A 15,576-nucleotide genomic window follows, 5' to 3' on the forward strand; every position below is an offset into this window, starting at 1 on the left:
TTTTTTTACTTTTGATTTACTTTTGATACCTCAAAAGAAAGGAAAAATTTTATAAATGAACAATATCTACACATTATTAGATGAAAATAATTTAACTGTAGAATCTCTACATTTAGAATATAAAACTGCCAGTAATGCTCTTCCTAAAGAATTTTGGCCCACCTACTCAGCATTTGCTAACACTTCAGGCGGAAGTATAATCTTAGGAATATCTGAAGAAAAAAAAGGTGAATATAATATAACTGGCGTTAAAAACGCTCAACACATTGTCACTGATTTATTAACTACTTTAAACAACAAAAATAAAGTTAGTATTAATTTAATACATGAAAAAAATGACATACTAGAATACACTGTAGACGGCAAGAAGATCATTATTATTAATATTAAAGAGGCTTCATATAAAGATAAACCTGTATTTATAAACGGAAATAAAAGCAGCTGCTTTAAACGCATTGGTGATGGTGATACTAAACTTGATGATACTGATTATCGTTACATGATAACAAATTCTCAAGAAAATTTAGATGGTGGATTGCTTGATCATTATACAGTAGACGATCTTAATCCTAATGATATAGAAGATTACCGTAACACTTTAATCGAAAATAGTAATAATGATTATTACAAAAATCTCACAACCGAAAATTTTTTACAAGAAATTGGGGCAATGGAGATCGATAGAAGTAACTCCAATAGAACATTAAAATTGAACAAAGCGGGACTTCTTTTTTTCGGAAATTATAATGCAATTGTTTCACAATTTTCAGGTTTTCAATTAGACTTTTTTTATAAAAAATCTTCAAGAGATAGTAAATGGCAGGATAGAATATCAACTGGAGATCTCAACTATCCTAATTTAAATATATACTCGTTTTATAAATATACACTTGGTAAATTATATTTAAGAATTGAAGATTCTTTTAGTCAAGATGAAAATATGACAAGAGGGTCATATTTTTCAGATATAAAAATTGCCGTAAAAGAAGCTTTAGTTAACTCTCTCGTACACGCATATTATGGTTCAGATGAGCCAATAAAAATATACAGTTATGAGACATATTTTGAATTTTATAATCCGGGTGATTTAAGAATATCAAAAGAAGAGTTTATTCATGGTAGTAAATCAAGACCAAGAAATCCTGGTATAGCTACTCTTTTTAGAAAAATTGGAGTAGCAGAGCGTGCAGGTTCAGGTGGACCTACGATATTTCAAGCAGCATATAAAAATAGTTTAAGAAGTCCAGACATAATTAATAACCCTGAAAATACTACTATTAGAATTTGGAAAACTAATCTAATGGATAGTATGGACGGTTTATCTCCAGATGAAAAGAAAATTATTGAATACGCTGTGAAAAATCCAATTTTTAAGGTTAAAGACATTCTCGAAAATACTAATCTAAAGGAATGGAAAGCTCGTGATATATTAAAAACACTGGTAGAAAAAAATATATTAGACTTGAATAGAAAAGGAAAAGCCACATCATACAGTATCAGTCTTAATGACGAAAATGGTATTCTTTCGATCAACATGCTTCTAAAATCCATTGAAGATATTATTAATTAAGGGCATATGTCCTTTTCTTTTTTAGCTTCAAAAGAACATACGTTCGCATTAAATTTACTTTGATCACTAAAATGACAACATAAATTTACTTTTCGAAAGGAGTTGTAAACATTGGCATCTATTACCAAAAGAAATGGAAAATGGCAGTATAGAGTATCGTATAAAGATCCAGAGACTGGAAAATATAGAACTAAATCTAAAAGTGGATTTGATAGAAAAATTGATGCACAAAATGAAGCAAATGAACTCGAAATTGCTAAATCTAAAAAGTTTAATATTTCTGGAAACAGTGTTACATTCGCAAATTATTTCAAAGAATGGATTGAAACATACAAAATTGAAGGTAAAAGCCAATCAACGATTAATAGATATTACTTTACAGTGAAGTTGATTGAATCATATTTTCCTGACACCCTACTCTCTGATGTTACTAAAAAAGATTATCAACAGTTCATTAATGAATTCAGCAAAAATAGAACACAAGTTACAGTTGCTAAATATAATTCCTTTATTAAGGCTATGGCATTAGAAGCAATTGATGAAGGTATAATTCATCGTGACTTCACTAAAAATGTAACCCTCATTGGTGGCAAAGAATCCAGAAGTGATAATGATAAATTTTTAGAGCCAAAAGATTTCATTACACTTATAAATATCTCTCGTATTAAATCTAATTTTAATAATGTTTCAGCAATGATGATTTATTTGTGTTGCCAAACAGGTATGAGATATGAAGAGATCACTGGTTTATCATGGGACAAAATCAATTTTGATGATTTATTGATAACCGTTGATAAAGCATATACTAAATATTTAGATGATGTAAAAACAACAAAAACATCGGCAGGTTCTAGAATTATAGTTATTTCCCAAGAGTGCGCCGATGTATTAAAAGACTATAAATTAGAACAAGAACTATACTTCAAGAAAATCAATTACATTAATCCACAAAATTATATCTGTAGAACCAAACATAAAAAAATAGTTACCTCTAAAACAGTGAACGATACTTTGAAAGAAATCCTTAGTCTTGCTGGAATTTCTAAAATGATTAAATTTCACGATATTAGGCATACACATATTTCGTATTTAATAGATATGGGTATTAATCCACAATATGTATCTAGACGTGCAGGGCATAAAGAACTAAAGACAACATACAAATACTACACTCACTTATTCGATGAAACTTCTAAAAAAGAGAGCCAAAGTCTTCAATCGTTATTTAATCGTGTTAATGAGCAATAATTTTGCACCAATCATATCGTGCAAAATTAATTAAAAATGTGTAAAAAAGTAAAAATATGGAAATTTTGCACGTGTGCAAAACTTTGTGCAAAGAGCTTTTACTTTCTCTTTCTTTCTCAAACAAAAAAAGAGTATACAAATGCTGTTTTATCAACATTCATATACTCTGAAAATTCGTTTTTTTGTTCTCTTTATTTCTCTGAAAGGAAGATACAGGATTTGAACCTGCGCACGAATACGTATATTCGCTCGGCGGATTTCGAATCCGCTGCATTACCACTCTGCCAATCTTCCATAAAAATGCCTTACGACATTCTAGTATTTCATCAATGTAAACATATCATAGTCTTTAATTTTATCGCGGCCATGTAGATCCATTAATTCTATCATAAAGGCTGTACCAACTACTTCACCGCCCAGTTTTTCAATCAACTTGATAGTTGCGGCTAATGTACCACCTGTCGCCATCAAATCATCTACTACTAAAACTTTTTGTCCTGGTTTAATAGCATCAGTTTGCATATACAGTGACCCCTGTCCATATTCTAAATCATATGTAACAGATACTGTTTCTCTAGGTAGTTTCCCTTTTTTTCTTGCTGGGGCAAAGCCAACTCCCATACTATTTGCCACGGGACATCCCACAATAAATCCACGTGCTTCTGGACCAGCAATTAACTCTGCTCCACGTTCTTTTGCGTATTTAACAATCTCTTCTGTTGCTGCAGCATATGCTTCACCATCTAGCATTAGTGGTGAAATATCACGAAATAATACTCCTGGTTCCGGAAAGTCTGGAACGTTGGCAACATATTTCTTAAAGTCAATAGTCATCAAATTTCTCCATTCAATTTAACAATGACAATCATAATCAGATAACCAAATTAATAAGTCATCAAAATTAGATTCAATTAATATTTTTTCAACATCATTTCTCTTTAATCGCTTTAAAAACGCCTGCGATTCTTGGAGACTTCTCTGTTTGGAAGAATTTGCTTTTTCAACAAAACCATCTTCTATTCTAACAAAATCTAATTCAAAAAACACATTTAAATAAAAATCTAAATTATTCTTTTCAATTTTTAAATAATTTGCTAATTCGTCTAGTGAAGCTGTATTTATTCTTTCGTGTGTGTAGATATACTTAAGTAACTCTTTCATCTTTATCTCATCTGGTTTAGCATATCTTTGAATCAAATTAGTATGGAAATACAATGCAGTGTGTGAAGTATTATTGTTTTCTACAAAATGTTTCAACAAGTCAAGATCATGTGGACGATCATATATTAAAATATTTTGATCACTGAAATCTTGATCGTATTTAGCTAAATTAACATCAATTGAATTTTTCTTTGCTGATTCTAGATATATGTCATTGAAGAAGACAATTGAATCAAAGTGTTCTAACAATGGCTTAGATAACTGTTTATTACGATAGTCTATATAAGTTTCTTTGAGATTTTTTATCTTAATTCCTGATTGAGAAACTTGGACACCTTGAACCATTAACTGCAGATTTTTTTTACCTGCCCACTCATTAATTCCTAAAGTGCCATATACATCACAAGATTGATTAGATATTTCTTGAACCTCTTTAAACATTTTGAATCCAATTGAACCAACTTGATGAACATTCTGCCTTGTAAAAAATTTAATATGACTCTTATCTTTACCAATTGCCTGGGGCTGATCAATTGTTACATTTTTCAACTGAATGACAGGCTTTGGATTTCCATATCCAAAAGGTGCTAGCTTTGAAATTGATTCTATTAGTTCCAAGGTCAGCTGATTAACTGATAGCTCTAAATCATAAATTTTTTCAGGATCAGCAGTAACATCAAAGTTTTGATTAGCAACTTCTGCTTGTATTTTTTCCTGAAATTCATCTAAATTGTCAACATCAATGGAAAATCCACAGGCTTGAGAATGACCTCCGAAACTAGATAAAAGTTCGCGATATTTATTCATTGCTTCAAATAAATTAAATCCCTCTGGACTTCTTCCAGACCCTTTGTATAGATTTTCATTTTTATCAAGTGACATTACTAATGTAGGTTTATTAGTGAGTCCAACAACCCTACTTGCTACAATTCCTAGTATTCCTTGATGCCAATCATCTCCATGTAGTACTAATACTGGATTATCAATTTGGTCATCAATTTGATTTAAAGATGCATTATAAGCAATTTCAACTAGATCTTGTCTTCGAGTATTTACTTCTTCTGTTTCATCTGCTAATTCCTTAGAAAAACTTGCATCACTTGTTGTGAACAATTCCACTGCAGAACTAGCATTTTCTACTCTTCCCAAAGCATTTATCCTGGGTGCAATTTGAAAACCTATTGTTTCCTCATCAATATCACTGGGCTTTATTTTCATGCTTTTAACAAGAGTACTAATACCCAAGTTGGTACTCTTTTGAAGTTGTTTTAGTCCATTAGCAACTATGATTCTGTTTTCCCCTGAAAGATCAACGGAATCAGCAACTGTTCCTATTGCTGCTAAATCGATTAACTCTATTGCTTCTTCTCCTAAAATGGCATCAGCAATCTTAAATGCAACTCCGGCTCCTGATAAATTAGGACAAACATATTCAAATCCAGGAATACGAGGATGAACAATGGCGTCTGCTTCTGGTAATTCGTCTGGTAAATCATGATGATCTGAAATTAGTACAGATATACCCTGATCTTTCAAAAATTTAATTTCTTCTTTTCCACTAACACCATTGTCAACGGTAATTAATAAATCTACACCACGTTCAACAATTCTTTTGTATGCTTCTAAATTTGGACCATAACCATCTTGAAATCTGTCTGGAATATAGAATTCTGGTGTTAATCCCATCTTTTTCAATGTGAGATACATTATCGATGTACTTGTTACTCCATCAGCATCATAGTCACCATATATAACAACCTTTTTTTGATTTTCTACTGCATCATCAATTAACTCTAATGCTTTATCCATATCATTAAGACCAAAAGGATCTTGTAATCCATTAATATCTGGATTAAGAAATTCAGTTATTGCTTCAGGATTATTAAAATCTCTCTCTAGTAATAATTCGGATACAATTTTATTTTGTTGAAATTTTTGAGAAAAATCATCTATATCATTTGATGATAATTCTTTTCTTTTTTTCCATACTTTATTTATCAATTTATCACCTACTGATACCCATTATATCAATATAAATTTAAAAAAAATAAGCCGAATGACTTATTTTTTAAATAGTTCTAAATTTTTATCTGTTGCTTTTTCCTTAGAGACTAACTTACCCTGAACTGCCCACCTATTTGATCCACCATCGGCACAGGTTATCATAGTTATGATCGGTGTCCCCTTAGTATCATTCAACAAGTATACAGCTGTCGGAGCTACTTTCTGTTTATAATCAATTTTATATGCATAAACTTTTTTCATATCAGTTATATAGATTAAATCACCGATTTGTGCTTTTTCAAGCGGAGAAAATAGTGCACCATCTTTTGTCATGTAGTGACCTGCTAAAGCATAATTAGATTTCCCCATTTTTTGATCTTCCTTCATGGTTCCACCACCAGCAGAAAGTTCAGCGTCACCCATTCCCTTGACGATGGGTAACTTCATACCAACTGAAGGTACTGCAAGTTTACCAATTGTTGTAACATCACCAGAGACACTTGCTTTAGCAACTTGAGCAGCTGTTAGTGGTTTTACTTTTGAAAAATCAAACTCGCCGCTTTTCTTTTCATTTTTAGCAATCTGTTCTTTTGAAAGAGAATTCATCTCTCTATTTGACATTTGTTCAACTAGATACTGTTTTACAGGCGCATTAAAAATAAGTATTAATGCGAATACTAATACGATTGTAGTTACCAGTATTGTAAAAAATTTTCTCATTTAATTCACCTACTTATTTATAATACTATAATAGATTTTCTGGTATAATTTAATTCAATTTTCGATAATTTAAGGTTGCTTAAAGGTGCTAACTTTATTCTTGTAATAACATTATAATAAAATTATACAATAACGGAGGTAAATTATGAGTATTCTTGTCTTAGGTGGTGCCGGATATGTTGGCTCACACACTGTAGATCACTTATGTGATAACGATTACGATGTAGTGGTAGCTGACAACCTAGAAACCGGTCATAAAGAAGCAATAAATAATAAAGCAAAATTTTATCAAGGCGACATCCGTGATAAAGTTTTCCTAAATAAAGTTTTTCAAGAGGAAAATATTACCGATGTAATTCATTTTGCTGCTTTCTCTATTGTACCTGAATCAATGAAAGATCCACTTAAATATTTTGATAATAATGTTGCTGGTATGATTTCATTGCTAGAAGTCATGAGAGATTTTGATGTTAAGAGAATCATTTTCTCTTCAACTGCAGCAACATATGGTGAACCAAAGCAAATTCCTATCAAAGAATCTGATCCAACTGATCCAACAAATCCATACGGTGAAAGCAAGTTAGCTATGGAAAAAATTATGAAATGGTCAGATATTGCTTATGGTATAAAATTTGTAGCTCTTAGATACTTTAATGTTGCTGGGGCCAAGGAAGATGGTTCAATTGGTGAGGATCACGGGCCGGAAACACATCTAATCCCAATTATTCTACAAGTTGCAGCTGGCCAACGTGATGAAATTACTATTTTTGGTGACGACTATGATACTAAAGATGGTACAAATGTACGTGATTATGTTCATGTTATGGATTTAGCATCAGCTCACAGATTAGCTATGGAATATCTTATAGATGGCAATGATAGTAAAATTTTTAATCTGGGTTCACAGAATGGATTTTCTAATAAAGAAATTTTAGAAGCTGCTAGAAAAGTTACTGGAATGGATATAAAATCAAATATTGGTGATAGAAGACCTGGCGATCCAAGTACACTTATTGCTGATAGTACTAATGCTAGAAAAATTTTGGGCTGGCAACCTCAAAATGAAAATATTGAAAAAATAATCCAAGATGCTTGGAATTTTAAATCTAAACATATAAATGGTTTTTCTTCATAAAAAAAATAACCCTTAATGGGTTATTTTTTTTATGCTCCAAGTCCTGCTAAACCTGAAATTATTTTTCCTATAGTACTAATTCCAGAAGTTATACCTGAGCCAATTCCAGATAAATTAGGAGTAAGTGCTCCTACAAGTCCAGTTGCACTATTAATAATTTTTGTTCCACCATCAATTACACTTGTTGCACCAGATACAACTGAATTATTGATAGATGTTACACCGTTAATAGCTCCTGAAATGCCAGAAGTTACTGATGTATTTGTTTTTGAGATACTGTCAATTGTTCCAGAAATGCTTGAGTTTATAGATGTTATATTATCTAATGGTGTCTTAACAGCATTTGTAATAACTTTTCCTGGTTCTTGAACAACTGCTTGAGCAGAATCAACACCCTTTACTACTGAGTCTAAGGCTCCTGATACGGAGTTGCTAACGTCAGTAACTTTCTTAGCAGTGTTGATTATTTTATCAGTTGTTGTTGGAGCTGCTGGTGCTGCAGGATCAGTAGATGTTACTGCTCCAGAGTAAACCCAACCAGTTATATTATCGTTATTTGTTATGTGTATATATTTATTACCATTAGGACCAGTAGCTTCACCAAATCCTGTGAATTTTGTTTTAGCATAATCCTTTAATGAAGCAACTGCCTTTGCTGTTGAATCATATGGTTTATCCCAAACTGTATATTCAGGTGCTACTACATAATATGTAGTTGGACTAGTTTCTGTTTCTGCAATTGTACTTGTAGAAGCAGCATTAGTAGCTTGTGCACTACTATTATCACCTAAAATATATGAACCATCACCAGTTGAAACAACTACGTTACCTTGAGTTGTTGATGGTTGATTGGTTGTTGAATCAATCGTTGTGGCTTGTGTTGCAGCTGAATCATTATCAACAGAATCAGCGCTTACAGATGTTGTTACAAAAATTGCTGGTGCTGCAATAGCTACAGCTAAAAAATACTTCAATTTCATAATTTAATACCCCCATGTATTAATTATATTTAATATAGTACTAATGATACACTTATCACAATATGCAGTAAACGTTTTCACTAAATTATAGAAAAATATTTTCAAAAATTGCAAAAAAATAAAAAAAGGTTAAAAAATATTGTTATTTTTAACCTTTTCCCTTATTTAAATCTAATACTGTCATAAATGCCTCTTGAGGAATAGAAACTTTACCAACATCTTTCATTCTCTTCTTACCGGCTTTTTGCTTGTTTAGAAGTTTATCTTTACGAGTTTGATCTCCACCATACAATTTAGCAGTAACGTCTTTTCTGAACGCTTTAACTGTTGATCTAGCTACAATCTTGTTACCAATTGCGGCCTGAATAGGAATTTCAAACATTTGACGCGGAATAACTTCTTTTAGCCGTGCTACAATATCACGACCTCTTTCATATGCAAAATCTCTATGGACTATAAAACTCAATGCATCAACTGGTTCACCATTTAGTAATATATCCATTTTTACAAGGTCAGATGATTCATAATCATCCACTGAATAATCCAATGAAGCATATCCCTTAGTGTTTGATTTCAAATCATCAAAGAAATCAAATATTATTTCTAAAAGTGGCAATTTATAAATAATGTTCACTCTATATTTATCTAGATAATCCATTGTTATGAAGTTACCACGTTTTCTCTGGCATAGTTCCATAACAGCACCAACGTATTCTTCAGGAACCATTATTTCTGCTCTAACAAATGGTTCGCTTATATCTTTTATTTCTGAAGTATCTGGTAGATCAGCAGGATTATCCACGACTATCTTCTCACCATCAGTTTTTTCTACATGATAGTTTACAGATGGTGATGTGATAATTAATTCCAAATTAAATTCACGTTCAAGTCTCTCCTGAACAACATCCATGTGTAACAATCCTAAGAATCCACATCTAAATCCGAAACCAAGTGCTTGAGAAGTTTCTGGTTCAAAAACTAATGCCGCATCATTCAACTGTAATTTTTCTAGAGCTTCGTGTAGATCTTCGTATTTTGAATTATCAACTGGATACATACCAGAATAAACCATGGGAATACTCTTACGATAACCATCTAGAGGTTCTTCTGTTGGATTATTAGCCAGAGTAACTGTATCACCTACCTGTGTATCTTGGACAGATTTGATACTTGCAGTGATATATCCAACATCTCCAGCCATTAAATAATCTCTTGAAACTGCCTTAGGTGACATTACACCAACATCAGTAACTTCAAATTTCTTTCCATTACTCATAAGTTCAATAGTATCACCAGCTCTTACGATACCTTCACGAACTCTGATACTTAATACAACTCCTCGATAACTGTCATACTCTGAATCAAATATCAGTGCTTTCAGTGGTTTATCGATATCACCTTCTGGTGCAGGTACATCTGTAACTATTCTTTCAAGTAACTCATCAATACCGATACCAGTTTTGGCACTTGTCATCACAGCATCTGAAGCATCAATACCTATCATATCTTCGATTTCTGTTTTTACCTTATCTGGTTCAGCTGATGGAAGATCTATTTTGTTGATTATTGGTACAATTTCTAAATCGTTATTGATTGCTAAATATGTGTTAGCCAATGTCTGAGCTTCCACACCTTGAGCAGCATCAACTACTAACAATGCTCCTTCACACGCTGCAAGAGATCTAGAAACTTCATATGAGAAATCCACATGTCCAGGAGTATCAATAAGGTGAAAAATATATGTTTCTCCATCATTTGCTTTATACTCTAACTCCACAGCATTTAGTTTTATTGTGATTCCACGTTCTCTCTCAAGATCCATATCATCCAAAATTTGAGCTTTCATTTCTCTTTTTGAGATTGTATCTGTTTTTTCCAAAATACGATCTGCAATCGTGGATTTACCATGGTCAATATGAGCAACAATGGAAAAATTACGAATTCTCTTTTGACGTTCTTTTAAATCGTTTAAATTTAAGTCCATATTTTTTCCTGCCTATCATCTTCTAACAGTTTATTTTACACTATATCAGACCAACAAAAAAGAATCAGACTAATCTGATTCTTTTTTTGTTTATTCACCTTTGAAAGCATCTTTTACTTTATCAAAGAAATTACTGTCTTTTTCTTTAACTACATTTCCGCCTACTTCAGCATACTGTTTCAATGCGGATTTCTCTTCGGCTGTTAACTTCTTAGGTGTAACAATATTAACTGTAACTTTCTGATCACCATTGTTGTTGCCATGAAGTACAGGTGCACCTTTTCCCTTTAATCGGAATGAAGTACCTGTTTGTGTTCCTGCAGGAATAGTTAATTTAACTTTACCATGAACAGTATTTACTTCTATTTCATCACCCAATGCTGCTTGAGGGAATGATATATTTTCAGAAGAATATATTGTTGATCCTTCACGTTTGAATTCTTTACTTGGAGCTACGACAAAAACAACATACAAATCACCGTAAGGTCCACCGTTAACTCCAGCTTCACCTTGACCGTCAAGACGCATTTGTTGTCCATCTTCAATACCAGCAGGTACAGTAACTTTTAGTTCGTGTCTTTCATTTACTTTACCAGCACCGTGGCAGACATCACATTTTTCTTTAATGTCTTTACCAGTACCATCACAGACACTACATACTTCTCTAGTACGCATACGTCCAAGTGGAGTTTGACGATCAACTTCCACATATCCAGATCCATTACAGTTACTACATGTTTCTGGTGTAGTACCTGGTTTAGCACCTGATCCATTACAGTTTGAACAATCTTCTTCACGATTATAGGTAATGTTAGTTTCTTTACCAAAAATTGCTTCTTCAAACTTCAAATCCATGCGGTATTGTAGATCATTACCTTGTCTTGGAGCATTAGGATTTTGTCTAGCAGTACTACCACCACCAAAGAATTGGCTAAATATATCTTCAAAACCACCAAAGCCTCCGGCTTGTCCATTAAATCCTCCACCGCCAAAGCCACCAGCTCCGCCGTTCATACCAGCAGAACCATATTGATCATATTGGGCTCTCTTTTGAGGATCTTTCAAAATTTCATAGGCATCGTTTACTTCTTTAAATTTTTCTTCAGCGTCTGCCTCTTGATTAATATCAGGATGATATTTTTTAGATAATTTTCTAAATGATTTTTTAATCTCATCCTCTGAGGCATCTTTGCTAACACCTAAAACGTCATACGGATCTCTATCTGCCATATAATCTCACCTTTACATTGTTAAAAGAGCAGCCTTATTCTAGATTATCTAGTCTAACTCTGCTCTTTTAATTAATTATTTATCTTCTGGATCAACTTCTTTGAAGTCTCCATCAACTGTATCATCTTTTGATGATGTACTGTCATCTGAAGATGTAGCACCTTCTTGTGAATCTTGAGCTTGTTGATATAGTTTTACAGAAAGTTCTTGAACAATTTTGTTAAGTTCTTCAAGTTTAGCCTTCATATCATCAATGTTGCCAGATTCTTGTGCAGCTTTTAATGCATCACGTGCGTCTTCTGCTTTTTTAATTTCTTCTTCAGAAACTTTGTCTTTAACATCTTCCAATGTTTTATCAGTAGCGAACAATGCTTGTTCTACTTGATTCTTAACATCAACTTCTTCTTTACGTTTTGCGTCTTCTGCTTCGTTTTCTTTGGCATCTTTCATCATTTGTTCAATCTCTTCGTCACTTAAACCAGATGAACTCTTGATAGTAATTTTTTGTTCCTTATTTGTACCTAAATCTTTAGCAGAAACATTAACAATACCATTTTTATCAATATCAAATTTAACTTCAATTTGAGGTATTCCACGAGGTGCTGCAGGAATATCTGTTAATTGGAAACGACCTAATGTCTTGTTATCAGCAGCCATTGCTCTTTCACCTTGAAGAACGTGAATATCAACTGCACTTTGATTGTCAGCAGCAGTTGAGAAAACTTGTGACTTACTTGTTGGAATAGTTGTATTACGATCAATAAGTTTTGTTGAAACTCCACCCATTGTTTCGATACCAAGTGATAGAGGTGTAACGTCCAAAAGAACAACATCCTTAACATCACCTGAGATAACACCACCTTGAATAGCAGCACCAATAGCAACAGCTTCATCAGGGTTGATTGAGTGATCTGGAGTCTTACCAGTCCATTTTTCAACGGCAGCTTGAACAGCAGGAATACGTGTTGAACCACCATTCAAGATAACTTTATCAATGTCACCATTTGTTAATCCAGCATCTTTTAATGCATTTTCAACAGGGATTCTTGTTTTTTCAACAAGATCACTTGTTAATTCATCAAATTTTGCTTTTGAAAGTGTTTCTTCCAAGTGAAGAGGACCGTTATCTCCTGAAGAAATAAATGGAAGACTGATTGATGTTTGGCTAACACCTGATAAATCTTTTTTAGCTTTTTCAGCAGCATCTTTTAGACGTTGTAGAGCCATCTTGTCTTGAGACAAGTCGATACCATTCTTAGATTTGAATTCAGCAACTAACCAGTCAATAATAGCTTCATCAAAGTCGTCACCACCAAGATGTGTATCACCATTTGTTGATAGTACTTCAAAAACTCCGTCCCCTAGTTCAAGGATAGAAACATCAAATGTACCACCACCAAGATCATAAACAAGAACTTTTTCGTCAGCATTTTCATTGTCTAGTCCATATGCCAATGCTGATGCTGTTGGTTCGTTAACAATACGTTGAACATTTAGTCCGGCAATTTTACCGGCATCTTTTGTAGCTTGTCTTTGTGAATCATTGAAATATGCAGGAACTGTAATAACAGCATCTGTAACTTCTTCACCAAGATAATCTTCTGAGAATTTCTTGATGTATTGAAGAATCATTGCTGAAATTTCTTGTGGTGTATAAGATTTATCACCAACAGTTACTTTGTAACCTGCTTCGCCAATATGACGTTTGATTGATGAAATTGTATCTGGGTTAGTGATTGCTTGACGTTTTGCAACTTCACCAACTTGAATTTCACCATCTTTAAAAGCAACAACAGATGGAGTTGTTCTAGCTCCTTCTGGATTTGTAATAATTTTTGGAGAACCACCTTCAAGTACTGCAACAGCAGAGTTTGTAGTTCCTAAATCAATACCGATTACTTTTGACATTAATATTAACCTCTTCTATTTTTTATTTTGCAACGACTACCATTGCTGGTCTTAAAACTCGATCATTTAACATATAGCCTTTTTGGAGTACTTCAACTACTGTGTCAGCAGGATTGTCTTCAGTTGCTGGAACAGTTTGTACAGCTTGGTTAACAGTTGGATCAAATTTTTCGTTTTTATTATTTATTTCAATAACTTGATTATCTTTAAAAGCATTGATCAGATGTGTCTGAACCATCTCAATACCCTTTTTCAATTGAGCACTTGCTTCATCATCGGCTTCAACTGTCAGAGCTCTCTCTAAGTTATCTAGAACAGGAAGAATTTCGGTTGCTAGCTTTTGTCCATCATATTTTAGGATACTTGCAACTTCCTTTTGATGACGAGCTGTCATATTCTGCATTTCAGCTTGAGCACGTAAATATTTATCCTCAAGCTCTGATTTTTCTTCTTTGAGAGCTTCTATTTCTTCATTAGTTTCATCATTTTTAACAGAGTCATCTGATTCTACATCCAATTCTAATTCTTCATCTGTAGATTCGATTTCGTTTTCTTTATCTGCCATAAATTCCTCCTATATTATGAATCATCATACCTTGAATAATAATCCATTAGTCTTTTTGAGAACTCTTGTCTGAATTCACCCATTAAACCAATAAGTTGTGAATAGTGCATTTGCGTTGGTCCTAAAATTGCTATTAAACCTTTTCCATGTTCTCCAGCATCATAATTTGTGGTAATAAGACTATAATTTTTTAGAGTATCATTACCAAGCTCACTACCAAATCTAACAATTATTTCGTTGTTATCTTCACCAGTATCAAGTAACTGCTTCAAATCATCACTCCCATTAATCATTGAAAATAATGATTGAACATTACTGGAATCATAATCCTGCGCATAATTTAAAAGATTCAATTGACCATCAACAAAATACTTTTCTGACTCTGCTTTCTTAAACAATCCCGAAAGCATATCAATAAATCCACTATCAGAATACATGTATTGCGTTAATATAGCTGGAATTTCTGTTTGAAGTAATTTTTGAACTTGAATTAAAGGTTTACCAATCAATTTGTCATTTACAATTCGAACGATTTTTTCTATTAATTCTGAGTCAACTTTTTCATCTACTGTGTATATATTACTTTCGACATTATTATCACTTGTAACAATAATTGCCATTATCTGATGTGGATTTAAAGGGACAATTCTAAATCCTGTTAAGAGGATCGACTGCCCTTCTGGTCCCAAAGTAATAGCCGTATAACTTGTTAGATGTGATAAAATTTTGGCAGATTCCTGAATCAAATCATCAATTTGATGATATTCACGACCAAAATTCTGATCAATACTTCTAGAAATTTCGTCAGATACTGAAACTGGTTGCACCAAATTATCCAGATAATAACGATATCCTTGAACAGACGGAATTCTTCCAGAAGATAAATGTGTCTTCTCCAAATACCCTGAATCTTCTAAGGCAGCCATCTCATTTCTGATGGTAGCTGAACTTACCGAAAATGGTAAATTATTCATTAGTGTCTTGGAACCAACTGGTTGACCAGTATCTGTATAAATACTTACAACTTCGCGTAAAATAGCATCTTGACGTTGTGTTAGCATTACTACCAGC

The 15,576-nt window shown here is 33.0% G+C and carries 12 protein-coding genes and 1 tRNA gene; 3 read left to right on the forward strand and 10 right to left on the reverse strand.

The annotated features are described in order from the left end of the window. The first annotated feature begins 55 nt into the window (after positions 1–55). A complete protein-coding gene (locus tag EKN01_RS03765) occupies positions 56–1,570 on the forward strand; it encodes an RNA/DNA-binding domain-containing protein (protein WP_129045045.1) in 1,515 nt (504 codons plus the stop codon). Positions 1,571–1,681: 111 nt separating this feature from the next. After that, positions 1,682–2,818, forward strand: coding sequence for a site-specific integrase (locus tag EKN01_RS03770; RefSeq protein WP_129045046.1), 1,137 nt, complete (start codon positions 1,682–1,684; stop codon positions 2,816–2,818). 204 nt (positions 2,819–3,022) lie between these two features. Here the strand turns inward: EKN01_RS03770 and EKN01_RS03775 are convergent. The 4 genes from EKN01_RS03775 to EKN01_RS03790 all read right to left on the reverse strand — a co-directional run bounded on the left by EKN01_RS03775 (position 3,023) and on the right by EKN01_RS03790 (position 6,703). Continuing rightward, a tRNA-Ser gene (locus tag EKN01_RS03775) sits at positions 3,023–3,112 on the reverse strand. Between the two features lie 21 nt (positions 3,113–3,133). After that, a complete protein-coding gene (locus tag EKN01_RS03780) occupies positions 3,134–3,652 on the reverse strand; it encodes an adenine phosphoribosyltransferase (protein ID WP_099974846.1) in 519 nt (172 codons plus the stop codon). 18 nt (positions 3,653–3,670) lie between these two features. Then, positions 3,671–5,980, reverse strand: a complete 2,310-nt coding sequence (recJ, locus tag EKN01_RS03785) for a single-stranded-DNA-specific exonuclease RecJ (protein WP_129045047.1) — start codon at positions 5,978–5,980, stop codon at positions 3,671–3,673. A 60-nt stretch (positions 5,981–6,040) separates the two neighbouring features. Further along, on the reverse strand, positions 6,041–6,703 hold the full coding sequence (locus EKN01_RS03790) for a class A sortase (protein ID WP_129045048.1): 663 nt from the start codon (positions 6,701–6,703) through the stop codon (positions 6,041–6,043). Positions 6,704–6,848: 145 nt separating this feature from the next. On the opposite strand from EKN01_RS03790, the gene galE reads away from it, so the two are divergent. Next, positions 6,849–7,838 carry a UDP-glucose 4-epimerase GalE gene (gene galE, locus EKN01_RS03795; protein WP_129045049.1) on the forward strand — a complete coding sequence of 330 codons (990 nt, stop codon included), beginning with the start codon at positions 6,849–6,851 and terminating at the stop codon, positions 7,836–7,838. A gap of 29 nt (positions 7,839–7,867) precedes the next feature. Here galE and EKN01_RS03800 read toward each other — a convergent pair whose 3' ends face one another. The 6 genes from EKN01_RS03800 to hrcA all read right to left on the reverse strand — a co-directional run bounded on the left by EKN01_RS03800 (position 7,868) and on the right by hrcA (position 15,566). Next, a complete protein-coding gene (locus EKN01_RS03800) occupies positions 7,868–8,818 on the reverse strand; it encodes a GW dipeptide domain-containing protein (protein ID WP_129045050.1) in 951 nt (316 codons plus the stop codon). 148 nt (positions 8,819–8,966) lie between these two features. Further along, entirely contained in the window at positions 8,967–10,802 is a 1,836-nt protein-coding gene (lepA, locus tag EKN01_RS03805) for a translation elongation factor 4 (protein ID WP_129045051.1), read from the reverse strand. 90 nt (positions 10,803–10,892) lie between these two features. Beyond that, on the reverse strand, positions 10,893–12,032 hold the full coding sequence (gene dnaJ / locus EKN01_RS03810; RefSeq protein ID WP_129045052.1) for a molecular chaperone DnaJ: 1,140 nt from the start codon (positions 12,030–12,032) through the stop codon (positions 10,893–10,895). Positions 12,033–12,107: 75 nt separating this feature from the next. Next, a complete protein-coding gene (gene dnaK, locus EKN01_RS03815) occupies positions 12,108–13,940 on the reverse strand; it encodes a molecular chaperone DnaK (protein ID WP_129045053.1) in 1,833 nt (610 codons plus the stop codon). 22 nt (positions 13,941–13,962) lie between these two features. After that, positions 13,963–14,505: a nucleotide exchange factor GrpE gene (gene grpE, locus EKN01_RS03820; protein ID WP_129045054.1), complete on the reverse strand. Its 543-nt coding sequence runs from the start codon at positions 14,503–14,505 to the stop codon at positions 13,963–13,965. A 14-nt stretch (positions 14,506–14,519) separates the two neighbouring features. Further along, a complete protein-coding gene (gene hrcA / locus EKN01_RS03825) occupies positions 14,520–15,566 on the reverse strand; it encodes a heat-inducible transcriptional repressor HrcA (protein ID WP_129045055.1) in 1,047 nt (348 codons plus the stop codon). Positions 15,567–15,576 lie beyond the last annotated feature (10 nt).

Origin of the sequence: Companilactobacillus metriopterae, assembly GCF_004117915.1 — a bacterium.
GTDB lineage: Bacteria > Bacillota > Bacilli > Lactobacillales > Lactobacillaceae > Companilactobacillus > Companilactobacillus metriopterae.